Genomic DNA, 23,703 nt, shown 5'->3' with positions numbered 1-23,703 from the left:
TCGGCCTCCCGGGCAGGATGCGGTCGTGGACATCGTCATCCCGGGGGTGCGCGTCGACAACCGTTTCGACAGGTGTCACTCGACGTGAGGAGTACGGACCGGGCGCCGGGGCCTCGCTCAGGCGAAGTTGACCAGTCTTATGTAGCGGACCCAGTCCCAGTCGGGACCGGGGTCGGTGTGGTCGGTGCCGGGCACCTCGTAGTGGCCGATGATGTGGGCGCGGTCCTTGGGGATGCCGTACCGGTCGCACACCGACGCGGTGAGCCGGGCGGACCGCTCGTAGAGGGCGTCGGTGAAATAGGCGGGCCGGTCCACCCAGCCCTCGTGCTCGATGCCGACGCTGCGCGTGTTGTAGTCCCAGTTCCCCGCGTGCCAGGCGATGTCGTACTCCCGCACGCACTGCGCGACGTGCCCGTCGGCCGAGCGCACCACGTAGTGCGCGGACACCTTTTTCTGCGGGTTCTGGAAGATGGCCAGGGCATCGGCGTAGGTGGTCTGGGTGACGTGCACGACCACCAGGTCGACCGGGTATGTGGCGGGGCGGTGCGAGGCGGTGCGGTTGGAGGGACTGGCCGGCTGCCACTCGGCGAGCGGATAGTCGACCTCGTCGGTGCGCGCGTCGGCGCGGGCGGCGGGGAGTAACGCGTAGGGGACGGCCGTGAGGGCCGCGCCCTTCAGGAAGCGCCGCCTGCTCGGGGCGGGCCTGGCTTGTTCCACGGGATCGCCTTTCGTGGTCGGGAGGGGAGCCACCATCGTGCAGTCGTTTAGCAGGGTGCCGCGGACGACGGGGGACAACTCCCGGCTTGTGGACAACTCCCTCACTCGAATGGGGAGTTCCCCCTTCCGGATGGGCGGATCCGGGCTCTCAGCCGCGCTGGGCCACGGCCGCCGGGTCGTCCAGCACACCGCGCACCACCGAGTGCGCCGCCCCCAGCAACGGCCCTTCCGGCCCCAGCCGGGACACCGAGACCGGGCACGGCGCACCGGTCGTGCGCCGGGCCAGCTCACCCTCCAGCGACGGCAGCAGCCACGGCGCGAGACCGGCCAGGGCGCCGCCCAGGACGACGGCCTCGGGGTCCAGCAGATTGACCGCTCCGGTCAGGGCGATGCCGAGCGCCGTTCCCGCCTCGCGCAGGGCCCGCCGTACGTTCTCGTCACCGCCGCCCGCACGCCCCGCGAGCAGTCCCACGCGATCCTCGCCCAGCTCAAGACCGGCCGCGCGCAGCACCGCCTCCTCACCGGCGTACTGCTCCAGGCAGCCGCGCCCGCCGCAGCCGCACTCCGGGCCGTCCGGACGGACCGGCACATGCCCCAGCTCGCCCGCGAAACCGCGTGTTCCGCGCAGCAGTCGGCCGTCCACGACGACCGCGCCACCGATACCGATCTCGGCCGACACATGCAGGAAGTTGTGCGGGGTCTCCCGGCCGAGCCAGAGCTCGGCGAGCGCGCCGAAGTTGGCCTCGTTGTCCACGACCAGCGGGCAGTCCGCCGCCAGGGGGCGTGCTTCGGCGCGCGGGCCGTCCGGGTGCAGCAGGGCGCCGAGGTCGGTGTTGCGCCAGCCGAGATTGGGGGCGCGCACGACCGTGCGGGCGTCACGGGCCACGAGGCCGGGGACGGCGACGGCGAGCCCGGCCGGCCACAGCCCCTCGCCGTCCGCCACGGCGACCACCTCGCGGATCAGGTCGGCCAGTTCGGCGAGGACCGGCTCGGGGGAGCGGCCCCGGTTCGTGCCGTGCCGCACCACGCGCGCCCGTACCTCGCCGCGCAGGTCGACCGCGCAGACCGCCAGGTGGTCGACGCCGACCTCCGCGCCGATCCCGGCGGGGCCGTGGCCGCTGACGGCGAGCGCGGAGCCGGGCCGGCCCACCCGGCCGGGGCGCTCGGGGCCCAGCTCCTCCAGCAAACCGGTGCGTATGAGCTCGTCGACGAGGGTCGACACCGCTGCCCGGGTCAGTCCGATCCGGGAGGCGACCGCGGCACGCGACAGCGGCCCCTCGGCGCTGACGGCGTGCATCACCCGGGCGAGGTTGCGCCGGCGCATGCCCTGCTGGGTGTCGGGCAGCGCTCGCCCGGGACCATTCGGCCGGGCCTCGTGCAGCGGTGCGGTCATGCCTCCCTCAGTCCTCAGCGTGCGTCCGTGGTCCGCTCCAGCAGCGGGGCCGCGTCGGAGAGTACCCCGGAGATCCTGGCCAGCGACGCCTCGTCCCGCTCCACGGCGTCCAGGACCGGGCCCCGCGCGGTGTTCCACCGCCGGGCCACGGCGGCCGGGTCCTCACCGGTCAGCAGGCCTGCCGCCTGGGCCGCCGCGCCGAGCGCGACCAGTTCCTTCGCCTCGGGCACCTGGACCGGACGCCCGGACAGCCGTCGTACGGTCTGCTGCCAGGCCGTTCCCCGGGCGCCGCCGCCGATCAGCAGCAGGGGCGCGGAGCGGTCGGCGTCCGCGTCGAGGACGAGGTCGAGCGCGCCGAGCAGGGCGTGCACGGCACCGTCGTAGGCGGCCTGGAGGATCTGCCCGGCGGTCGTGTCGTGCCGCAGGCCGTGCAGCAGGCCCGCGGCGTTCGGCAGGTTCGGGGTGCGCTCGCCGTCCAGGTACGGCAGCAGGGTGACGCCCGCCGCCGGTTCCACGTCCTCGCGGTCGAGGCCCAGCAGGGCGGCGAGCCGGTCGACGGCGAGTGTGCAGTTCAGGGTGCAGGCCAGCGGCAGCCAGTCGCCGTGGGCGTCGGCGAAGCCCGCCACCGTGCCGGTCGGGTCGGCGGGGCGGTGCTTCGACACGGCGTACACCGTGCCCGACGTGCCGAGGCTCAGCACCGGCTGGCCGGGCCGCAGCCCGAGACCCAGCGCGGCGGCCGCGTTGTCGCCGGTGCCCGCGGCGACCAGGGTGCCCTTGGAGAACGGCAGGTCGTGGCTGTGCACGGTGCCCGCCACCTCCCCGGGCCGCACTACTCGGGGCAGCAGCGCCGGGTCGAGGCCCACATGGGCGAGGATCTCCGCGTCGTAGCCCTCCGTCCCCGACGCCCACCAGCCGGTGCCGGACGCGTCGCCGCGGTCCGTGGTGCCCTCGCCGGTGAGGCGCTCGGTGAGGTAGTCGTGCGGGAGGCGCACCGCCTTGGTCGCGCGGACCGCCTCGGGCTCGTTCTCGGCCAGCCAGGCCCACTTCGTGACCGTGAAGGAGGCGGCCGGGACCGACCCGGTGCGCTCCGCCCAGAACTTCGCCCCGCCCAGCTCCTCGGTCAGCCGGCGGGCCTGCGGGGCCGAGCGCACGTCGTTCCACAGCAGCGCCGGGCGCACCGGTTCGCCGCGCTCGTCCAGCGTGACGAGCCCGTGCTGCTGTCCGCCGATCGACACCGCGGCGGCCTCGTGGGCCGCGTCACCGCACTGGCGCAGCGCCTCGCCCAGGGCGTCCCACCACTGGCGCGGATCGCTCTCACGGCCCGCTCCGGAGGACACGGTGTGCGGGGCCTGGCCGCTGGCGACGACCTGGCCGGTGGCCGCGTCGACGACCAGCGCCTTGGTGGACTGGGTGGACGAGTCCACGCCGACGACAAGCGGACCCTCGGCTGCTGACATGGCGCGCTCCCTCAAGTTTTTCCGCGGCTCTGCGGGATCTGTCTTCCCAGAGATGCGCTGGCATACTAATTTGTAAACGGCCATGACGAAATAGTCGGCGAGACAGTCTTCACAGCAAGGAGCCGCGGCATGAACTACCAGCCCACCCCCGAGGACAGGTTCACCTTCGGCCTGTGGACCGTCGGCTGGCAGGGAAGGGACCCGTTCGGCGACGCCACGCGGCGTGCCCTGGACCCGGTCGAGACGGTGCAGCGCCTGGCCGAGCTGGGCGCCTACGGCGTGACGTTCCACGACGACGACCTGATCCCCTTCGGGTCCTCCGACAGCGAGCGCGAGGAACACATCAAGCGCTTCCGCCAGGCCCTGGACACCACCGGCCTGACCGTGCCGATGGCCACCACCAACCTCTTCACCCACCCCGTCTTCAAGGACGGCGCGTTCACCGCGAACGACCGCGACGTGCGCCGCTACGCCCTGCGCAAGACCATCCGCAACATCGACCTGGCCGTGGAGCTGGGCGCCAAGATCTACGTGGCCTGGGGCGGCCGTGAGGGCGCCGAGTCCGGTGCCGCCAAGGACGTGCGCGCGGCCCTCGACCGCATGAAGGAGGCGTTCGACCTCCTCGGCGAGTACGTCACCTCGCAGGGCTACGACCTGCGCTTCGCCATCGAGCCCAAGCCGAACGAGCCGCGCGGCGACATCCTGCTGCCCACCGTCGGCCACGCGCTCGCGTTCATCGAGCGCCTGGAGCGCCCCGAGCTGTACGGCGTCAACCCCGAGGTGGGCCACGAGCAGATGGCCGGCCTGAACTTCCCGCACGGCATCGCGCAGGCCCTGTGGGCGGGCAAGCTCTTCCACATCGACCTCAACGGCCAGTCCGGCATCAAGTACGACCAGGACCTGCGCTTCGGCGCGGGCGACCTGCGCTCCGCCTTCTGGCTGGTCGACCTGCTGGAGAGCGCCGGCTACACCGGCCCGCGCCACTTCGACTTCAAGCCGCCGCGCACCGAGGACCTCGACGGCGTGTGGGCGTCGGCCGCGGGCTGCATGCGCAACTACCTCATCCTCAAGGAGCGTGCGGCGGCCTTCCGTGCCGACCCGGAGGTCCAGGAGGCGCTGCGCGCCTCCCGCCTGGACCAGCTGGCCCAGCCGACCGCCGCGGACGGCCTGCAGGCGCTGCTCGCCGACAGCTCGGCCTTCGAGGGCTTCGACGCGGACGCGGCCGCCGCGCGCGGCATGGCCTTCGAGCGCCTCGACCAGCTCGCCATGGACCACCTGCTGGGGGCGCGCGGCTGAGCACACGCGTGTGCCATCGAACGTCGCCCTGGGTGTGAGGTCAGGCCCCCACGCGCACATGCGCCGGAATCATGCCGTCCGTGACATGAGTCCGTACCGACGTGGCGTGGGGGGTCGCGCCCAGGGCGACTCCTTGGCACGCTGGACGGCATGGCCACGCCGCCCTTGCCACCACGACCGCCCGGCCCGCCGAGTGACGCGCCGCCGCCCCCTCCGGGCGGCGGCTTCGGACCGCCCCCTCCGCCCTCGTACGACCCCGTGCCCGGACCCGGTGGGGGCGGGCCGCGCGGGGGCAGGAACCCCCTGTTCATCGCCCTCGCCGCACTGGTCGGTGTCGCGGTCGTCGTGGCGATCGTGATGCTGGTCTCCGGCGGGGACGACGGCTCGGACAAGAAGCCGTCCGGAAGCAGCAGCAGCGCCTCCCGCGCCCCGTCCTTCAGCCTCCCGACGCAACTGCCCAGCATCCTGCCGAGCGAACTGCCGTCGTCGCTGCCGACCGAGCTGCCCACGGAACTGCCCAGCGACCTGGTGTCCCTGCTGCCCTCCGACCTGCTCCCCTGAGGAGCCGCGTTCCCAGCCCTCCGCGCGCGTGGCGGCTTCCACCCTCCACGCGCGCGCAGGGTTTGCGGAGGGCAGCGCACGCGTCGGTGTCCGCTCCACACCCTCAACGCGCCTACCGCTCCTGGATGTTGACGTCCTCCTCGTCGGCAGGCCGTGTCGCGGTCAGGGCCGTTGCCGGATCCCGGGTCGCCTCGCCCGCCGGAACCCAGCGGCCACGCTCCTCGCGGTAGGGCCACCAGCGGCCGTCCCGCCCAGCCGCAGCTGGCAGGGCGCGTCGGCCACGGTCCAGCGGTTGCCGCGCGCCCGCAGCACCGGCCGCTCGTCCTCCTCCCAGGCCGACTCCAGGGCCGTACGCGCGCGGGCGAGCGCCTCACCCTCCGCGGCCCACTCCTCCTCCAGTACCGACACCGCCTCCGCGCCGCCGTACCGCCACGCCCGGACGGCGAGCGCCAGCGCCTCCCGGCCGCGCCCGGAGCCCTCGGCGAGGCGGTCGGCCATCGCCTTCCGGCCGGCATCGGGCACCCGCGCGTCGTCCAGGCATCCGGCAGCCAGCCGCACGGCATCCTGCCGGACCGTCAATTCCGCTGAGGGGTTGACCTGTTCCGCGTCGGCGGCGAGGGCCTCCGCCAGGAGTCGGTGCGCCTCGGCCGCCGTCCGCGCGGCCAGGAACTCCAGCGCGGCCGGGTCGATCCCCGCCGCCGGCCTGGCCTCGGCGTCCAGCGAGGGCGGTACGCCGGGGCCGTCGGGAAGCTCCGGCGGCGCGGGCAGGCCGGGCAGCGCCGCCGCGGCCGCGTACGCCCGCGCCGCGTCCACGCCCTCCCTCTCGCCCCGCTGCGGTGGCTCGGCCACGGCGGGGGCGCTGCCGCGGGCCTGGAGCTCGGCCACGACGGCGTGTTCGGAGCGGCCCCGCAGCAACAGCAGCACGAACGGGTCCTGGTCCAGCAGCCGCGCCACCTGGTAGCAGAGAGCCGCCGTGTGCCCGCAGTGGTCCCACGCGCCGCAGTCGCACTCCGCCTCCAGCTCGCCCAGCCCCGGCAGCAGGTCGATGCCGGCGCTCGCCGCGTCCTCGACCAGATCCGGCGGCATCTCCCGGTCCAGGAGCGCGGCCACATGACCGGCCCTCTCGACGGCCAGGTCGAGGACGCGGTCCCACTGCGCCGCCGTCAGCCGCTCCAGCAGGACGTCGGCCCGGCGCCCCGTGCCGTCGCGGTCCCGGACAACCGCCGTGATGCGGCCCGGCCGCACGGACACCGCGCCCACGGCACCCGCGCGCGCGAGCCGACGGCCCGTGCGCACCTGCTGCGCGTCCAGCGCGCCGTCCTCCAGGGCGGCGAGCCAGGCGCGCCCCCACCAGGTCTGGGCGAAGCCGCGCCCGTGCGCGGGCGGCAACGCGGCGAACGTGCGCTGTGTGTCCTCGTCGTATCCGGTCATCGCGTGCCCCCTCGCAGCTCCACCAGTTCGGCCAGTTCGGCGTCCGTCAGCTCCGTGAACGCCGCCTCGCCCGCCCCGAGCACCGCGTCGGCGAGTGCCCGCTTGCGGTCGAGCATGTCCGCGATGCGGTCCTCGATCGTGCCCTCGGCGATCAGCCGGTGCACCTGCACCGGCCGCGTCTGCCCGATGCGGTACGCGCGGTCGGTGGCCTGTGCCTCCACGGCGGGGTTCCACCAGCGGTCGTAGTGCACGACGTGCTCGGCCCGCGTCAGGTTCAGCCCCGTACCGGCGGCCTTCAACGACAGCAGGAACACCGGGACCTGGCCCTCCTGGAAACGCCGCACCATGGCCTCGCGTTCCCGCACCGGCGTTCCCCCGTGGAGGAACTGCGAGGGCACGCCGCGCGCCGCCAGGTGCCGCTCCAGGAGACGCCCCATGCGCACGTACTGGGTGAAGACCAGCACGCTCGCCTCCTCCGCGAGGATGGTGTCCAGCAGCTCGTCGAGCAGCTCCAGCTTTCCGGAACGCCCGCTGACGGTCGGCCGTTCCTCCTTGAGGAATTGCGCGGGGTGGTTGCAGATCTGCTTGAGCCCGGTGAGCAGCTTGACGATCAGCCCGCGCCGCGCCATGTCGTCGGCGGCGGAGATCGCCGCGAGTGTCTCGCGGACCACGGCCTCGTACAGGCCGGCCTGTTCCGTGCTGAGCGCGACCGGGTGGTCGGTCTCGGTCTTCGGCGGCAGCTCGGGGGCGATGCCCGGATCCGACTTGCGGCGGCGCAGCAGGAAGGGGCTCACGAGACGGGCGAGCCGCTCGGCCGCCGCCGGGTCACCGCCGCTTTCGACGGCACGCGCGTAACGCCCGCGGAAGGTGCCGAGCCGGCCCAGCAGCCCCGGAGTCGTCCAGTCCAGGATGGCCCACAGCTCGGACAGGTTGTTCTCCACCGGGGTGCCCGTGAGCGCCACGCGTGCGCGTGTGCCGAGGGTGCGCAGGGCGCGGGCGGTCGCCGCGTACGGGTTCTTGACGTGCTGCGCCTCGTCGGCGACGACCAGCCCCCAGGGCACCTCGGCGAGCCGCGCCGCGTCCAGGCGGAGCGTGCCGTACGTCGTGAGCACGAACTCCCCGGCGGACAGCGCCTCCAGGTCGCGGCGCGGACCGTGGAAGCGGCGCACGCGCGTGCCGGGCGCGAACCGCTCGATCTCGCGCTGCCAGTTGCCCATCAGGGACGTCGGACACACCACGAGGGTGGGTCCCGCCGAGGCCGGGTCCTCCTGGCGGTGCAGGTGCAGCGCGATCAGTGTGATCGTCTTGCCCAGCCCCATGTCGTCGGCCAGACAGCACCCGAGCCCGAGGGACGTCGTGCGGGCCAGCCAGTCCAGGCCCTTGCGCTGATAGTCCCGCAGCGTGGCGGCGAGCGCCGCGGGCTGCGGCACCGGCTCCCGTTCCCCGGATCCCGCCAGGCGCTCCCGCAGTCCCTCCAGCCACCCGGTGGGCCGCACGTCGACGAGCAGTCCGTCGACCTCCGCGGTGCCCGTCAGCGCGGCGCCCAGCGCCTCGATCGGGGTCACCTTGCGGTCCTGCCGGGCGTGGGCGCGCCGCACCTCCCCGGGGTCGACCAGCACCCACTGGTCGCGCAGCCGCACGATCGGACGGCTCGCCTCGGCGAGACGGTCCAGCTCCTCGCGCGAGAGGTGCTGCTCGCCGAGCGCGAACGACCAGCTGAACGTCAGCAGCGCGTCTGCGGACAGGAACGACGGCGTGTCCGCGGGCGCCCGCTCCGGCCCGGCGCCGTCCTGCTGTGCGGGACCCACCACCGCGTGCGTGGTGAGCGTGCGGACCAGTTCCCTCGGCCAGTGCACCTCGACTCCCGCGGCCGACAGCGCCCGCGTGCCCTCGCCGAGGAGTTCGGCGACCTCGTCGTCGAGGAGGTCGAGGGCGTCCGGGACGGCCGCCGAGAGCAGCGGCGCGAGCGCGGGCCAGGCACGGGCGGCCCGGCGGAGCGCGAGCAGGGTGTCCATCCGCGCGCGCGGACCGAACGCGCCGCCCGCTCCGGCGGATCCGGACCACACCTCGGCGGCGTCCGCGACCAGCGCGGGATCGCTCACGCTGTGCACTTGCGGCACGGCCCGGAACACCGGTGCCGCTGTGCCGCCGCCCGTCGCCGGGTCGAGGCCCGACACCTCGACGCGCAGCGAGACCCGCACGCCCGCGTCATGACCCGCGGCGACCTCGGCCGCCCACGCGCGCTGCTCCGGCAGCCGCTGGGGCTGCGGTGCCGCGTAGGCGGGGCCGCCCGTCACGAGCGGCGCGGCGGGGGAGCGGGGCAGGGTGTCGGCGACGGCGTCGAGGAAGGCACGCAGCAGCTCCTCCCCGGTCGGCAGGCGCAGCGGCGGCCCGCCACCCACGGGCACGGCGCGTGCCTCGGGCGGCATCGCCGCGGCGAGCCGACGGACCTCCTCCAGGTCGTCGGGGCCCAACGGGCCGATGCGCCAGGCGTCGTGGTCGCCCGCGGACAGCCCCGGCAGCAGCAGACCGCGGGCCAGGAACCGCAGCGCCAGCAGGGCGGCCGTGCCCCAGAAGGCACTGGCCCGGTGCGCTCCGGGGACGGCCCGCGCACGCGTGAGGAGCGGCAGGGCCGCGTGCACGGGCAACAGGGCGGCCGGCACGCTCACGGACGTGACGCCCCCGCCGTGGGGTCGGACCACGGTGAGCTCCTCCACGGTCGCCGACGCGACGGCGGGAGGAGCCCCGCCGTCCGGCCGCCAGAAGGCGACACGACCGGTCCGGGCCGGATCACCGGGCACGAACAGGGCACAGCAGTGGGCGAGTTCGACGGGCTGGGACGGTGTTTCCGGGGAAACCCTCGGCGCGACGATGAGAGCACTCCTCAAACTTGACTAGTGCGGTGGATCGTCGAGGGTACATCACGTGACGGGCGAGCGAGACTCCTGAAGCGGGGAGACTCCCCGACGAGCGCCTCTCGGGGGCGAGTCGGGGACGCGCATCAGGGATGTCTCAGGGTCGCGGCCTGGAACCGCGCGCGGCGCGAGGCCGTTTTCAGAACAGAGAGCGGCAGTGGCCGCGAAGGAGGCGACGCAGATGTCGAAGAACGCGAAGATCGCCGCGGGCGGTGTGGCGGTCGGGATCCTGTTGCTGATCTGGCTGCCGTGGTGGGCGGCGCTGCTCATCGTCCTGGGGGTTCCGGCGGCCGCGTATCTGGCGCTCGACCCCTCCCAGCGGCGCCGACTGCGCCGTGTCTCCCGCAAGGAGCTCGGCCGCTGACGGGCTAGGACCTGCCGTCCAGCGCGCACGAGTCGATCACGTCGCCGTTCGCGGGCCTGGCGAGCCTGTGGTCCGCGGGCGGCGGAGTGCCCCGCTCCACCCAGGCCACCAGCGCGTCGAACGCCGAGCGGTAGCAGGGCAGGATCGGGCGCAGCCGGTCGGGATAGGTGTCGTACAACCCGTCGACGTGCGTACCGTCCTCGACGGTGTAGTAGCGATGCAGAGCGCCCCGCCCGGCCCGGTCGATCATGTGCGCGTACACGTCCGAGTCCGCGCTCCGGGGCAGCAGCGTGTCCAGGTCGCCGTGCAGCGTGATCAGCGGCCTGCCGATTCTCCCGGTCAGCGCCACCCGGTCCACCGCCCGATGGACGGAGGCCGGCCGGGACGCGTAGTCGTACTCCGCGTCGGCCGCACACGGCGCCAGGATCTCCTCCGGCGTGGTCCCGGCGGTCGCACCGGGGCAGTCGGGGGCGTAACCGGGGTCGAACTCGGCGCGGTAGATCTTCTGCGTGATCCCCCAGTAGGCCTTCTCGTGGTACGGCCACAGGAACTCCGAGCCCCGTGCGAAGCCGACCGCGTACAGGTCCTCGTCCCGGGCCGCGCCGTACATCCGCGCCACCGCCGTGGGCAGCGAGGTGAGCAGACTGGGGCCGTCGGCGGTCCACAGGGCGCCCTCCCAGTCCACGCCGCCGTCGTACAGCTCCGGATGGTTCTCCAGCTGCCAGCGCGTGAGATAGCCGCCGTTGGAGAGGCCGGTCATATAGGTCCGGCGCGGGGCGTGGCCGTAGCGCCGGGCCACCGCCTGCCGGGCCGCGCGGGCCAGCTGCGTGGTCCGGGTGTTCCACTCCGCGACCGCGTCGCCGGGCCGTACGCCGTCGCGGTAGAAGTCGGCCCCGTTGTTGCCCTTGTCCGTCGCGGCGTAGGCGTAGCCCTGGGCGAGCACCCGATCGGAGATCGCCTTGTCGGTCGCGTACTGCCGACGGGTGCCCGGCGCCCCGGTGACGACGAGACCGCCGTTCCAGTGGTCGGGCAGCCGGATCACGAACTGGGCGTCGTGCCTCCACCCATGGGTGGCGTTGAAGTGCGAGGAGTCCGGGAAATAGCCGTCCACCTGCACCCCGGGCACCCCCGACGGGACCTTGGTGTCACGCGCGGTCAGCCCCGCCTGGTCGGCCGGGTCGGTGTACGGGGTACCGGCGAGCCCGGTCGTCGTGAGGTCGGCCAGGCAGGCGCTCTGCTGGAAGGCGGCGCCCGGCACGCGCACGTGCGGCTGACGCGCGCAGTGACCGTCGGCGTCTTCGCCGGCCTCGGCGGCGGGAGCGGGCCCGGTGACCACCGCCGCCAGTAGCAGCGCGGCGATGAGCGGAACACCTCGGGTCGGACGCATGACGGCCTCCAGGGCAGCGCGGGACGGATATCCGCGGCGCGACGGCGACGAGCCGCGCCGCGGGCTGCCATGATCGGCGGCCACTGTCCGGGCAACCATGTGGCGGAGTCACAGCGAACGCCCCAGCCGTATGGGGTGCAGGCACCGGTGACGTGGGTTCACCGCATCCGCCGGACGCCATCGGCCACATTGGCCACGAGCCATACCCGCGCACGCGCCGCACGCGTGTGCCCCACGGGGATCGCGCGTGCCCGCGGACTCAACTCGGGCGTACGGCCATCCTGTCGAGCGCTTGGAGCAGCTTCGGCAACTCCGGTCCCCGCCCGACCGGCAGCACCTCGCCGGGTTCGTCGTCGAGCAGCACGAACGCGATGTCGTCGGTCCGCGCCACCAGCGACCAGCCGGGACCGTCGGCACGCAGCGTGCGGGCGTCGCCGGGCGCGAACGACGACCGCACACGGCCCAGCGGCGGCGGTGTGTCCACGTAGGCGCGGGCCTCGGCCAGGACGCGCCGGATCCCCCTGTGCCGCACGGACTCGGCCGACCCGGACTCCTTCCCGGCCGCCCCGGCGCCCTGCCCGGACCTCGCCGATTCCGTCTCGGCCGGCTCGGCGTCCTGCCCGGCCGTCGCGGCCTCCTGGCGGGTCCTGTCGGCGTCCGCGACGCCCTCGACGCCGGTGGTCGCCTCCGCCCCCTCGGCGGCGTTCTCGGCGTTCTCGTCGCTGTCGACGTCCGTGCCCGCCGACGACACCTCGGCGGCCTTTTCGGTGGCCTCCTGCGCCTGCCGCGGGGCGAATCTGGAGTCGTCGATCTGCTCCCGCCACAGCGTCCACTGGAGCGCGATCTCGTCGGCGCCCAGGCGTCGCTGGGCGGGACCCCACGTCGTGGTGTCCGGAGGGGACAGGATGGGCCCCGCCGCGACATCGGGCGCGGGGTCGTGGGGCGCGGGCACGCCCGGGGCGGCCACGGCGACCGCGAGGGGCCAGCCGGGCAGCGCGGCGACGACCGTGCGGTCGTCGGGCGACAGGTCGTACTCCATGCCGCAGTCCCAGGACGCGATGGCGACGGCCACCAGCGACACGTCGTCCACGACGACCGTCCACCGCGCGCCGCCGCCGTCCTGGCCCAGCACCAGGCCGTAACCGTCGGCGAGCGGCGCGAGGCCGAGCGCCGCGCACGCCTCGGGGTAGTCGTCGCCCAGCACACTCGGGAACTGCGCAGGCGTCAGCAGCACCGCCGTGAGCACATAGAGCGCGTCCTCCTCGGCGGCGACGGCGTCCTCGTCCGTCCCGGCCATCCCAGCCTCCCCATCGGTTCGTCCATCGGCGCGCACCCTAGTGCCCGTGGAAGGCCCTTGTCACGACTCCTCAACCCACTCGGAGCTGCAGTTTTCCGCCTGTGACGGGGCGAAACGGCCACGCCCCGGGGCTCGGCTCGGGGCCCAGGGGGGCGGGGAAGGTGGCCGGTGTGTTCGAGCGGGTGGTGAAGTTCCCGACCGCTCCCACAGATCGTCCATCTCCTGTCACTCAACGTAGAGTTGGAGCTTCGACGGCAGAAGGGGGACGGCGCGGTGAAGCGCTTCGAACGGCTCGCACGGATTCGGCGGATGGATCCGTACGAGGACGCCTCGGAGATCTATCGGCTCATGGTGGCCTACGAGTTCCCCTGGGACGTCACCCGCGCCCTGGAGCTGGCCCTGTACCGCACGTACGCCGTGCCGAGCATCGGCCGGCTGCTGGCCGAGACGGCGGAGCTCACCGACCGCACCCAGAAGCGCTACGACGACACCTCCCTGCTCCTCGACGCCGTCGTCGAGCACGGCTTCGCCAGCGACCAGGGGCGGACCGCCATCCGCCGCATCAACCAGATGCACCGCAGCTACGACATCCCCGACGACGACATGCGGTACGTCCTGTGCACGTTCGTCGTCGTGCCCAAACGGTGGATCGACGCCTACGGATGGCGCAGACTGTCCCGGCACGAGACGATCGCCTCCACCGTCCACTACGGCACCCTGGGCCGGCACATGGGCATCAAGGACATCCCCGAGACGTACGAGGAGTTCGAGGACTGCCTCGACACCTACGAGGCCGCCCACTTCGCCTGGGACGAAGGCGCCCGCCGGGTCTCCGACGCCACGCTCGCCCTCATGGCCTCCTGGTATCCGCGCCCGCTCGCCCCGCTGCTGCGCACGACCACGCTGGCCCTCCTCGACGATCCGCTGCTGGCGGCCTTCCGCTACACGCCGCCCGGACCCGTCACACGCGCCCTGGTGCGCCGCGCGGTACGCGCGCGTGGCCGCGTCGTCCGCCTGCTGCCGCCCCGCGAGGCGCCCCACTTCGCACGGCAGAACTGGGAGATCAAGGGTTACCCCGACGGCTACCGCCTCGACGAGCTGGGCACCCGCCCGGTGTCCGGGGTGCGGGGCTGCCCCGTGCGGCACCCGAGGGGGTCAGCCGCCCAGTGACGCCAAGGTCTCGCGCAGCCAGGTGAGTTCGGCGCGCGAGGTGGCCCGCGCGATGGTGAGGACGCCCCGCCGGAAGGGATCGTCCAGTTCCTCGGCGCGCACGGGCCGGTCGCCGTCGTAGAAGAAGCTCGCCGGCTCCTCCAGGAACGCCAGTCGGCGGCGTAGGACGGCCGCCTGGGCGGTGGGGTCGTCCAGGTGGCGGAGGAACGCGAGCAGCGTGAACCAGCGGTTCTCGTCGGTGATGTCACCCTGCTCGGGCTCGGCGAGGCGGCGCCGCAGCTCCCGCCGGCCCTCCTCGGTGAGCGTCAGCACATGCCGGGGTGCCGCCCCCGCGCCCGGTTCCGTGGCGCGCGCCAGCAGCCCCGCCTTCTCCAGACGTTTGATCGCGGGGTACAGGGTGCTCTCCGCGACCGGGCGGACGTGACCCGTCAGCGCCGTGATGCGTTTGCGCAGCTCGTAGCCGTGCAGCGGGGCGTCGTAGAGGAATCCGAGGATGGCGAGCTCCAGCATGCCCGCATTCTCGCGCATCGGCGGTGTACATCCATCACGCAATACATCGTTGACGTAGTACCTCGGATCGATGTATCGTCCTGGAGTGCCCCGAGGGCGATCCAGGAGGAGGAAGATGATGAAGGACACCGTGTTCGACGCCGTGGGAAGCCGGATCCGTTGGACCGAGGCGCCCGGCGCGGAACCCGCGCGCGTGTACGTGCACGGACTGGGCGCGTCCTCGGTCGTCTACCACGCGCACATCGCGGCCCGGCCCGAGCTCGCCGGTCGCCGCAGCCTGTTCGTCGATCTGCCCGGACACGGCCTGAGCGACCGCCCCCAGGAGTTCGGTTACACCCTGGAGGAGCACGCCGACGCCCTGGCGGCCGCGCTCGACGCCGCCGGAGTGAGCGGTGCCGAGCTGATCGCGCACAGCATGGGCGGCTCGGTCGCCGTGGTCCTGGCCCACCGGCGCCCCGATCTGGTCGCGCGGCTCGTCCTCACCGAGGCCAACCTCGACGCCTTTCCGCCGCCCGGCGCGGGCAGCAGCGGAATCGCCGCCTATGAGGAGGAGGACTTCGTGGCACACGGCCACGCGCGCGTGCTGGAGAAGGTCGGGCCCTCCTGGGCGGCCACCATGCGCCTGGCCGACCCGCGCGCGCTGCACCGCAGCGCCGTCGGACTGCGGCGGGGCTCGGACCCGATCATGCGCGAGATCCTCACCGGGCTGCCGGTCGAGCGCGTCTATCTGCAGGGTGCGCTCAGCGGCGAACTCGACGGAGCCCGCGATCTGGAGGCGGCGGGCGTCCGCGTGGTGACGGTGCCGGGCGCCGGGCACAACGTCATGTTCGACCGCCCCGACGCCTTCGCCGAGGCGGTGCTGGGCGAGGCCTGAGCCTCAGCCCTCCCGGACGGCCAGCGCCAGGAACCGGGCGTCCTCGTCCACGTACGACGTCATGCGCCAGCCCGAACGCGCCAGCAAGGGGCGCAAGTTGGGCTCCGCACGCAGGTCGTCCGGGGTGATCCGCCGCCCCTGGCGCGCCGCCAGCGCCGCCCGGCCGATCGGATGGAACAGCGCCAGCGTGCCGCCCGGACGCACCACCCGCGCCAACTCCCGCAGATCGTCGGCCGGATGGGGCAGATGCGCGATGAGACCCGCCGCGAACACCGCGTCGAGCGACTCCGGGCGCAGCGGCAGCGCGGCCACGTCGGTGAGCAGCAGCCGCCCGTCCCGGTCCCTCCCCGCCGCCACGGCGGCCTCCAGCATGGCCGGCGTCAGATCGGCCCCCACGACCACCCCCGAGGGCCCCACGGCGGCACGCAGCGGCGGCAGGGCCCGGCCGGTGCCGCAGCCCGCGTCGAGCACCCGGTCGCCCGCGCGCAGACCGAGCTCGGCGACCGCCGCCGCGTAGGCCGGACCGTCATCGGGGAAACGCGTGTCCCATTCCGCGGCACGCGCGCCGAAGAACTCCTGGACGTGTGTGTGGTCGTCGCTCATGGTTCGCATGATTCCTCACCCGAGGGCCTGATCTCCCGCCCGCACCTCACCGACACGGATGACGTCGCTGTGCGCATGTTCGAGCGGGATGCGATCGTTCCGGCGCATTTCCACGTCATATTCCAACAGCTTTCGAAATGCGCCCCCTGCGTGCACCCGTGCCCCCACTAACGTCCCCTGGCCATGGGACACCTGGACCACGCCACCTTCGGCTGGCTGACCCCCGTACTGTCGTACGTGATGGCCTGCATAGGCGCCGCCCTCGGGCTGCGCTGCACCAGGCGCGCCCTGGGCGCCACCGGCCGCTCACGGCGCAACTGGCTCGTCACCGCGGCCTCGGCCATTGGCACCGGCATCTGGACCATGCACTTCGTGGCCATGCTCGGCTTCGGCGTCAGCGGCACCGACATCCGCTACGACGTTCCGCTCACCGTCCTCAGCCTCCTCGTCGCCATGCTGGTCGTCTGCGCCGGCGTCTTCGCCGTCGGCTACGGCCGCGACCGCACGCGCGCGTTGCTCGTCGGCGGGCTCACCACCGGACTGGGCGTCGCGAGCATGCACTACCTCGGCATGGCCGCGGTCCGGCTGCACGGCGACATCAGCTACGACCCGATGACCGTCGGGCTGTCCGTCCTGATCGCCGTCGTGGCGGCCACCGCAGCCCTGTGGGCCGCGCTCAACATCAAATCGCCCGTCGCCGTCACCGTCGCCTCCCTCGTCATGGGAGCGGCCGTCAGCAGCATGCACTACACCGGCATGTTCGCCGTGAGCGTGCGCGTGACGCCCTCGGGCGAGACCCTGCCCGGGGCCACGGCGATGCAGTTCATCTTCCCCCTCGCCGTCGGCCTCGGGTCCTACCTCTTCCTGACCTCGGCCTTCGTCGCACTGTCGCCCACCACCGGGGAACGCGAGGCATCCGCCTCGGCCCAGCGACCGGCCGAGCACGCCACCGGCCGGCAGCCGGCCCGGACCGCCTGACGGACCGGACGGCACGCCCCGACCCACTCCCGAGCGAGGAGTCCATGCGCACACCCCGGAGGACCCCCAAGGCCGGCGCCGAGAGCCCGCCACCGCCCCGTGGGCGCCGCGCGCACGCCGGGCCACCCGCCGACGAGATCCCGGACGACCGGGACGCCGCGGCACCGGAGCCGGCGGCCACGCGCGCGGGAGGCTGGCGGATCCGCCCGCGCACCGTCCGCGCCAAGATCGTCTGCCTGCTGATGGTGCCCGTCGTCTCCCTGCTGGCCCTGTGGGCGTACGCCACCGTCACCACCGCCCAGGACGTCTCCCGGCTGCGCCAGCTGCAACGGGTCGACGCCGAGGTCCGCTCGCCCGTCGCGACCGCCGTCGCCGCCCTGCAGACCGAGCGCGAGGCCGCCGTCCGCTACGCGACCGAACCCGGCGCCGGCCAGGACGGCGACCTGAGGAAGCTCGCCCGGGGCACCGACCGCGCGGTGGCCGCGCTGCGGCTCGGCGACGACAGCACCGTGGCCGACTCCCAGGAGCTGCCCGCCGGAGTCGCCCGGCGCCTGGAGGCCTTCGTCTCCCAGGCCGAGCAACTGCGCACCCTGCGCACCGACGTCCTCGCCGGCCGCGCCGACTGGCGCCACACGTACGACCGCTACTCCGAGACGATCTCCACCGCCTTCACGGTGGGCGGCGCTCTCAGCGGCATCCAGGACGCCGACCTCGGCTCCGACGCGCGCGTGCTGCTCGAGTTCTCCCGCGCGGGCGAGGCGCTCGCCCAGGAGGACGCCGTCCTCGGCGGCGCCCGCCTGGCCGGCCGTCTCGACGGCGAGCGGCTGCGGCTGTTCACCGGCGCCGTCGAGACCCGACGCGCCCTGACCGAGTCCGCGGTCGCCGACCTGCGCGGCCCCGAACGCGCCGCCTGGCACACCCTCTCCGGCAGCGCCGCCTACGCCACACTGAGCGCCGCCGAGGACAGGACGCTCGCGTCCGGTCCCGGCCCCCGCGCGCTCGCCGGGGCGCCCGCCGGCACCTGGGACGCCGCCCGCGCGCGTGTGCAGGGCGGTATGCGCACCATCGAGGCGGACGCCGGGCGCGGTGTCGCCGACCGCGCCGACCCGTTCACCCGGGGGCTGCTCACCCCGGCCGGCGCCGCCGTCCTGCTCGGCCTGGCCGCCGTCGCCGCGTCGCTCGTCATCTCCGTCCGCATCGGCCGCGGCCTGGTCGTCGAACTGGTCAGCCTGCGCAACAGCGCCCTGGAGATCGCCCGGCGCGACCTTCCCGAGGCCATGCGGCGACTGCGGGTCGGCGAGGAGATCGACATCAGTGCCGAGGCACCGCCCGGGCCGCCCGCCGAGGACGAGACCGGGCAGGTCGCCGAGGCCCTCGGCATCGTGCACCGGGCCGCGCTGCGGGCCGCCGTGGAGCGCGCTGAACTCGCCAGCGGCATCTCCGGGGTGTTCGTCAACCTCGCCCGCCGCAGCCAGGTCCTGGTGCACCGCCAACTGAGCCTCCTGGACAGCATGGAGCGCCGCTCCGACGACCCGAACGAACTCGGTGACCTCTTCCGGCTCGATCACCTCACCACCCGGATGCGGCGCCACGCCGAGAGCCTGATCATCCTCTCCGGCGCCGCTCCCGGCCGGGCCTGGCGCATGCCGGTCTCCCTCACCAACGTCGTCCGGGCGGCCGTCTCCGAGGTCGAGGACTACGCGCGCGTGGAGGTGCGCCAGCTCCCGGAGGCGGCCGTCATCGGCGCCGCCGTCGCCGACCTCACCCACCTGCTGGCCGAACTCGTCGAGAACGCCGCCCAGTTCTCGCCCCCGCACACGCGCGTGCGCGTCACCGGCGAGCCCGTCGGCAACGGCTACGCCATCGAGGTCGAGGACCGCGGCCTGGGCATGGGCAAGGAGACCCTCGCCGAGGCCAACCGGCGCATCGCCCAGTCCGAGGCGCTCGATCTGTTCGACAGCGACCAGCTCGGCCTGTTCGTGGTCAGCCGACTCGCCGCCCGCCACGGCGTCAAGGTGCACCTGCGGACCTCGCCCTACGGCGGCACCACGGCCGTCGTCCTGCTGCCCATCGCGCTGCTGCACACCGGCAAGCCGGAACGTTCCCTCCCGGAACGGGAACCGGCCGAGCAGCCCGCCGAACGCGCCTACGCGCGTGTGCCGGCCGACGACCGCGATCGGGAGGCCGTACCGGCGTCCGCGGACCGGCCCGCCCTGGTCGCCCCCGTCCGCGCCGCCCCGGACGTCCAGGCCGGCGGCGACCCCCCGCCCCCCGGAGTCACCGCCCTGCGCCTGCACCGCCCCCCGGACGATGCCGACGCGTCCGACGACCTCCCCCGCCGGGTACGGCAGGCGAGCCTCGCGCCGCAGCTGCGCCACCCGCGCGCCGAGGAACCGGCCCAGCCGTCCGACCCGCGCGCCGACGAGCGGCGCACCCCCGAACTCGTACGGGACCGCATGGCCGCCTACCGGGCCGGCTGGGCGCGCGGCGGCGGCAGGCACCCCGGCCGCGGTGCCACCCCGGAGCCCGCCCAGGGCCGTGACAGCAGCGAAGGAGACCCCGCATGATCCAGGATCCGAGCACGAGGCCGTCCCAGCGGTCAGGTGAACTCGACTGGCTGCTGGACGACCTGGTGATGCGCGTGAGCGAGGTGCGGCACGCCGTGGTTCTGTCCAACGACGGACTCGCCGTGGGCGCCTCCAGCGACCTCGGCCGCGAGGACGCCGAACACCTCGCCGCCGTGGCCTCCGGCTTCCACAGTCTGGCCAAGGGCACCGGCCGGCACTTCGGGGTGGGCGGCGTCCGGCAGACCATGGTGGAGATGGACGACGCCTTCCTGTTCGTCGCCGCCGCGGGCGACGGCTCGTGCCTCGCGGTCCTCACCGCGGTCACGGCCGACATCGGCCTCGTCGCGTACGAGATGGCACGGCTGGTCAAGCGCGTCGGCGAACACCTCTACACGCCGCCGCGCATCGCCGCCCGGCCGCCCACCGCGGGCTGAGACGCGAGGGCGGCACACGCGCATGACCGAGGACACGACGGGCGCCCCGATCGAGCCGGGCAGCCAGTGGTACGACAGCGACGCCGGGCCCCTGGTGCGCCCGTACGCCATGACCGGCGGACGTACCAGATCCGGCCCCACCGGGGTGCGGTTCGACCTGATCGCCCTCGTCACTCTGGACCCGCACGCGCCCGGCCTGGCCGGTGACCCGGCGCTCGGTCCGGAACACCGGGCCCTGATCGACCTGTGCCGCACGGAGACGCAGTCGGTCGCCGAACTCGCCGCCGGGGCGGACCTTCCCGTGGGGGTCGTGCGGGTGCTCCTCGGCGATCTGCTGGAACTCGGCTGCGTCACCGTCAGCCGTCCCGTACCGCCCGCGCAGCTTCCCGACGAACGGATTCTGCGCGAGGTGATCGAGGGCTTGCGGGCGCTGTAGATGACCAGATGGACAAACCCGTGCGGCCGCCGGCCTCTCACGGATCGACAAGCGCAGGGCTTCGGGTACCGAATGGTCCCGAGCCGGTCACATCAGGTGGATATCGGTCGGACCACGTGGAAAGGGGCGGTGGTTGTCATGATGCTGCCTTCACCCGGACCCCCGCACGACCGTCGTCCGCTCTTTCGAGGGAAGTGATCCATGGTCTCCGAGCACGCCGACGCCACGGGTGGCGACACGGCCCCCTTGGCGTTGAAAATACTGGTCGCCGGCGGATTCGGCGTGGGCAAGACCACCCTGGTGGGCGCGGTCAGCGAGATCAAACCGCTGCGCACCGAGGAACTGCTCAGCGAGGCCGGGCAGTTGGTGGACGACACCGACGGCGTCGACCAGAAGGTGACGACGACCGTCGCCATGGACTTCGGCCGGATCACCATCCGCTCCGGCCTCTCCCTCTACCTCTTCGGCACCCCGGGGCAGGACCGCTTCTGGTTCCTGTGGGACGAGCTGTCCCAGGGCGCCCTGGGCGCCGTCGTCCTGGCCGACACCCGCCGTCTGGAGGACTGCTTCCCCGCGGTCGACTACTTCGAGCACCGTCACATCCCGTTCGTCGTGGCCGTCAACTGCTTCACCGGCGCCCGGACCTACGGCGCCCAGGACGTCCTGCGCGCCCTCGACCTCGACCAGGGCACCCCCGTGGTGCTGTGCGACGCCCGCGACCGCGACTCGGGCAAGGAGGTGCTGATCCGCCTCGTCGAGTACGCCGGGCGCATGCACACCGCCCGGCTGCTCGACTCCGTGAGCTGACCGACACCCAGGGGCCCGACAGACTCCCACCGTTCCCTGTCGGTCAACTTCCGTGCCATGCCGACGTCCTCCTTGCTCGCCGTCCGGTCGTGGGGAAGGCTGGCGGGCACGCCCTCCGACCGGAGGAAAGAGAGCGACGGGGAACGGCACAGGGGGAGATCGGCTCATGGCACGGAAGCAGGGACTCGGCTGGCTCCTGGACGATCTGACCGAACGCGTCCAGCACGTACGGCACGCACTGGTGCTGTCCAACGACGGGCTGGTGGCCGGCGCGAGCACCGGGCTGCGCCGCGAGGACGCCGAACACCTCGCCGCCGTCTCGTCCGGACTGCACAGCCTCGCCAAGGGCTCCGGACGCCACTTCGGCGCGGGCCAGGTCCGCCAGACGATGATCGAGTTCGATGACGCGGTCCTGTTCGTCACCGCGGCGGGCACCGGCAGCTGCCTGTGCGTGCTCAGCGGCTCCGAGGCCGACATCGGCCAGATCGCCTACGAGATGACCCTGCTCGTGAACCGGGTCGGCGAGCATCTCACCGTGGACGCCCGGCAACCCGAGCGCGCCCCGCAGACAGAACTCTGACCTGCGTTTTTGCCCTCCCCGGCGAAGTTATCCACAGGCTCGCCACGAGATCCGCGGATCCGGCTACGGTTTTTTCCGAGGCCCCGCGGACGACGCGGGCCCTGTCACTCCACGGGGGAGACCATGTCCAAGACCACCGTCGCACCACCGCACGCCCTGTCCGTCACGCCCAGCCGGGCCGCCCGGGAACTGGGGCTGAAACGCAGCGAGTTCGACCTCGCGGTCCACCTCGGGCGGGTGAGGACCGTGCCCGACGAAGGGGGAGGGGGCCGCAGGGTGGTGCCCCGCGCCGAGCTCGACCGGCTCCGCGCGGCCGAGGGCTTTCCCGAGGAACTGCGCGCGAGCGTCCGGACCGTGGGCACCACGGAGGGCGCCGAGCTCATGGACGTGCCCGCCTCCCGTTTCACGCGCTTCGCCCGCCTCGGACTGGTGGTGCCGGTGACCTTCTACCTCAACCGCTACCGCGCCGTGGTCTGGCTGTATCTCGCCGACGAACTGGAGCGGTTCGCCGCGGCGGACGAGAACCGGGAACTGCTGCGGGGCCCCGCACCCAAGAGCCTGCGCGGTCAACCGGCGGCGGGCACCGACCTGCGGCCCCGGAACTGGCGGGGCCGCCACCTCGGCTTCCTGCTGCGACAGGCCCATGACCCCTGGGAGCGGGCGGGAGCCCTCGCCGCCTTCCTCGACCCCGTGCAGATCGCGGAGATCGTCGGCGATCCCTACGAGCGCTCCCACCTCAACCGGTTCCGGCCGGGACCGCCGTCCCACGGCGCCCCCGGCTCCCCGGCCGCTCTTCTCGCCGAGAAGATCATGACGGCGGACGACCCGGACGAGATCGCCTGGCTGCGCTCCGATCTGGCACGCGTCCTGGAGTCGGCCCGGGAACAGCGGCCGGCACCCCGACCCGCCGCCCGTCCGATTCCCCGACCCGCCGACACTCCCGAGCCCCCACGCGGCGGTCTGCTGGCCTGGCTGCGCCGCAGAAGCGGTTGACGAGGCGGCCGACCGGGCGCCACAGGGCTCCGGCCGGGTCTCGCGGGGCTCGGCCCGGGCGTCACAGGGCCCGGAACAGGCCCTCCTGGACGACCGACACCAGCAGCTGTCCCTGCTCGTCGTAGATCCGGCCGCGGGCCAGACCGCGCCCGCCCGTCGCGATCGGCGACTCCTGGTCGTAGAGGAACCACTCGTCCGCGCGGAAGGGGCGGTGGAACCACATCGCGTGGTCCAGCGACGCCATGTCGAAGTTCCGCGGACCCCACAGCGGTTCCACCGGGATACGGACGGCGTCCAGGAGGGTCATGTCGCTCGCATAGGTCAGCGCGCAGGTGTGCACCAGCGGATCGTCGCCGAGCGGACCGACCGCGCGCATCCACACCGCGCTGCGCGGCTCGGCGTCCTTGAGCTCCTCGGGGCTCCAGCGCAGCCGGTCCACGTACCGGATGTCGAAGGGCTGTCGGCGCGCCATCCGCTCCAACTGCTCGGGCAGCGTGCCCAGATGCGCCTTGACCTCGTCCACGACGGTCGGCAGCGACTCGGGATCCGGGACCTCGCGGGCCGGCGGCAGCTGGTGCTCGAAGGAACCTTCCTCAGGCTTGTGAAAGGAGGCGGTGAGATTGAAGATCGTCCGGCCCTGCTGCACGGCCGTGACCCGGCGCGTCGTGAACGACCGCCCGTCCCGGACCCGCTCCACCTGGTACACGATCGGCACCCCCGGCCGGCCCGGGCGCAGGAAGTACGCGTGCAGCGAGTGCACGGGCCGCTCGCCGTCGGTGGTCCGGCCGGCGGCGACCAGCGCCTGGCCGGCCACCTGCCCGCCGAAGACCCGCTGCAACGACTCGTGCGGACTGCGGCCGCGGAAGATGTTGACCTCGATCTGCTCCAGGTCGAGCAGGTCGACGAGCCTCTCGGCAGGGTTCGTCATCGGTG

At 73.7% G+C, this 23,703-nt stretch carries 21 protein-coding genes and 1 pseudogene; 12 read left to right on the top strand and 10 right to left on the bottom strand.

What is annotated here, in order from left to right; translation table 11 throughout:
- Window positions 1–117: 117 nt before the first annotated feature.
- From ACZ5NW_RS31635 to xylB, 3 genes are all read right to left on the bottom strand, one after another.
- Window positions 118–717 carry an N-acetylmuramoyl-L-alanine amidase gene (locus tag ACZ5NW_RS31635; protein WP_468747419.1) on the bottom strand — a complete coding sequence of 200 codons (600 nt, stop codon included), beginning with the start codon at window positions 715–717 and terminating at the stop codon, window positions 118–120.
- 148 nt (window positions 718–865) lie between these two features.
- The gene (locus tag ACZ5NW_RS31630; RefSeq protein WP_468747418.1) at window positions 866–2,110 is read right to left on the bottom strand and encodes an ROK family protein; all 1,245 of its coding nucleotides are present in this window, start codon (window positions 2,108–2,110) and stop codon (window positions 866–868) included.
- A 14-nt stretch (window positions 2,111–2,124) separates the two neighbouring features.
- On the bottom strand, window positions 2,125–3,567 hold the full coding sequence (gene xylB / locus ACZ5NW_RS31625; RefSeq protein ID WP_468747417.1) for a xylulokinase: 1,443 nt from the start codon (window positions 3,565–3,567) through the stop codon (window positions 2,125–2,127).
- Between the two features lie 129 nt (window positions 3,568–3,696).
- Here xylB and xylA point away from each other — a divergent pair, with 129 nt between their 5' ends.
- Together xylA and ACZ5NW_RS31615 are read left to right on the top strand one after the other, a co-directional pair.
- Window positions 3,697–4,863: a xylose isomerase gene (gene xylA / locus ACZ5NW_RS31620; protein WP_468747416.1), complete on the top strand. Its 1,167-nt coding sequence runs from the start codon at window positions 3,697–3,699 to the stop codon at window positions 4,861–4,863.
- Window positions 4,864–5,013: 150 nt separating this feature from the next.
- Window positions 5,014–5,424 carry a hypothetical protein gene (locus ACZ5NW_RS31615; RefSeq protein ID WP_468747415.1) on the top strand — a complete coding sequence of 137 codons (411 nt, stop codon included), beginning with the start codon at window positions 5,014–5,016 and terminating at the stop codon, window positions 5,422–5,424.
- A gap of 112 nt (window positions 5,425–5,536) precedes the next feature.
- Here the strand turns inward: ACZ5NW_RS31615 and ACZ5NW_RS31610 are convergent.
- Both ACZ5NW_RS31610 and ACZ5NW_RS31605 read right to left on the bottom strand, forming a co-directional pair.
- Window positions 5,537–6,855 (bottom strand): annotated as a pseudogene (locus ACZ5NW_RS31610) (SWF or SNF family helicase).
- Window positions 6,852–9,662, bottom strand: a complete 2,811-nt coding sequence (locus ACZ5NW_RS31605) for a DEAD/DEAH box helicase (protein ID WP_468747601.1) — start codon at window positions 9,660–9,662, stop codon at window positions 6,852–6,854. The pseudogene ACZ5NW_RS31610 and the gene ACZ5NW_RS31605 overlap by 4 nt, the downstream one beginning before the upstream one ends.
- A gap of 289 nt (window positions 9,663–9,951) precedes the next feature.
- Between ACZ5NW_RS31605 and ACZ5NW_RS31600 the strand changes: the two genes are divergently transcribed.
- Window positions 9,952–10,134, top strand: coding sequence for a hypothetical protein (locus tag ACZ5NW_RS31600; protein ID WP_468747414.1), 183 nt, complete (start codon window positions 9,952–9,954; stop codon window positions 10,132–10,134).
- Between the two features lie 4 nt (window positions 10,135–10,138).
- Here the strand turns inward: ACZ5NW_RS31600 and ACZ5NW_RS31595 are convergent, their stop codons facing one another.
- Both ACZ5NW_RS31595 and ACZ5NW_RS31590 read right to left on the bottom strand, forming a co-directional pair.
- Window positions 10,139–11,521: a tannase/feruloyl esterase family alpha/beta hydrolase gene (locus ACZ5NW_RS31595; protein WP_468747413.1), complete on the bottom strand. Its 1,383-nt coding sequence runs from the start codon at window positions 11,519–11,521 to the stop codon at window positions 10,139–10,141.
- A gap of 259 nt (window positions 11,522–11,780) precedes the next feature.
- Window positions 11,781–12,818, bottom strand: a complete 1,038-nt coding sequence (locus ACZ5NW_RS31590; RefSeq protein ID WP_468747412.1) for a hypothetical protein — start codon at window positions 12,816–12,818, stop codon at window positions 11,781–11,783.
- 273 nt (window positions 12,819–13,091) lie between these two features.
- Here ACZ5NW_RS31590 and ACZ5NW_RS31585 point away from each other — a divergent pair, with 273 nt between their 5' ends.
- Window positions 13,092–13,988: an oxygenase MpaB family protein gene (locus ACZ5NW_RS31585; RefSeq protein WP_468747411.1), complete on the top strand. Its 897-nt coding sequence runs from the start codon at window positions 13,092–13,094 to the stop codon at window positions 13,986–13,988.
- Here ACZ5NW_RS31585 and ACZ5NW_RS31580 read toward each other — a convergent pair.
- Entirely contained in the window at window positions 13,974–14,498 is a 525-nt protein-coding gene (locus ACZ5NW_RS31580) for a PadR family transcriptional regulator (RefSeq protein WP_468747600.1), read from the bottom strand. The genes ACZ5NW_RS31585 and ACZ5NW_RS31580 overlap by 15 nt on opposite strands.
- 118 nt (window positions 14,499–14,616) lie before the next feature.
- On the opposite strand from ACZ5NW_RS31580, the gene ACZ5NW_RS31575 reads away from it, so the two are divergent.
- On the top strand, window positions 14,617–15,372 hold the full coding sequence (locus tag ACZ5NW_RS31575; RefSeq protein WP_468747410.1) for an alpha/beta fold hydrolase: 756 nt from the start codon (window positions 14,617–14,619) through the stop codon (window positions 15,370–15,372).
- 3 nt (window positions 15,373–15,375) lie between these two features.
- On the opposite strand, the gene ACZ5NW_RS31570 is transcribed toward ACZ5NW_RS31575, so the two are convergent.
- Window positions 15,376–15,975, bottom strand: coding sequence for a class I SAM-dependent methyltransferase (locus tag ACZ5NW_RS31570; RefSeq protein ID WP_468747409.1), 600 nt, complete (start codon window positions 15,973–15,975; stop codon window positions 15,376–15,378).
- Window positions 15,976–16,158: 183 nt separating this feature from the next.
- On the opposite strand from ACZ5NW_RS31570, the gene ACZ5NW_RS31565 reads away from it, so the two are divergent.
- The 7 genes from ACZ5NW_RS31565 (at window position 16,159) to ACZ5NW_RS31535 (ending at window position 22,770) form a co-directional block, all read left to right on the top strand.
- Complete coding sequence (locus ACZ5NW_RS31565) at window positions 16,159–16,953, top strand: MHYT domain-containing protein (protein ID WP_468747408.1); 795 nt, start codon at window positions 16,159–16,161, stop codon at window positions 16,951–16,953.
- 44 nt (window positions 16,954–16,997) lie between these two features.
- Entirely contained in the window at window positions 16,998–19,520 is a 2,523-nt protein-coding gene (locus tag ACZ5NW_RS31560; protein ID WP_468747407.1) for a sensor histidine kinase, read from the top strand.
- Window positions 19,517–19,954 (top strand): roadblock/LC7 domain-containing protein, encoded by a 438-nt coding sequence (locus ACZ5NW_RS31555; RefSeq protein WP_468747406.1) that lies wholly within the window; start codon window positions 19,517–19,519, stop codon window positions 19,952–19,954. Before ACZ5NW_RS31560 ends, ACZ5NW_RS31555 begins: the two co-directional genes overlap by 4 nt.
- 22 nt (window positions 19,955–19,976) lie before the next feature.
- On the top strand, window positions 19,977–20,390 hold the full coding sequence (locus tag ACZ5NW_RS31550) for a DUF742 domain-containing protein (RefSeq protein ID WP_468747405.1): 414 nt from the start codon (window positions 19,977–19,979) through the stop codon (window positions 20,388–20,390).
- A 201-nt stretch (window positions 20,391–20,591) separates the two neighbouring features.
- Window positions 20,592–21,197: a GTP-binding protein gene (locus ACZ5NW_RS31545; protein ID WP_468747404.1), complete on the top strand. Its 606-nt coding sequence runs from the start codon at window positions 20,592–20,594 to the stop codon at window positions 21,195–21,197.
- Window positions 21,198–21,363: 166 nt separating this feature from the next.
- Window positions 21,364–21,777 (top strand): roadblock/LC7 domain-containing protein, encoded by a 414-nt coding sequence (locus tag ACZ5NW_RS31540; protein ID WP_468747403.1) that lies wholly within the window; start codon window positions 21,364–21,366, stop codon window positions 21,775–21,777.
- A gap of 123 nt (window positions 21,778–21,900) precedes the next feature.
- Window positions 21,901–22,770: a DUF6397 family protein gene (locus ACZ5NW_RS31535; protein WP_468747402.1), complete on the top strand. Its 870-nt coding sequence runs from the start codon at window positions 21,901–21,903 to the stop codon at window positions 22,768–22,770.
- Window positions 22,771–22,831: 61 nt separating this feature from the next.
- On the opposite strand, the gene ACZ5NW_RS31530 is transcribed toward ACZ5NW_RS31535, so the two are convergent.
- A complete protein-coding gene (locus ACZ5NW_RS31530) occupies window positions 22,832–23,698 on the bottom strand; it encodes an acyl-CoA thioesterase (protein WP_468747401.1) in 867 nt (288 codons plus the stop codon).
- Window positions 23,699–23,703: the final 5 nt, after the last annotated feature.

This window comes from Streptomyces sp. NPDC032126, from assembly GCF_055580085.1.
This window is presented reverse-complemented; position numbering and strand designations above follow the sequence as displayed.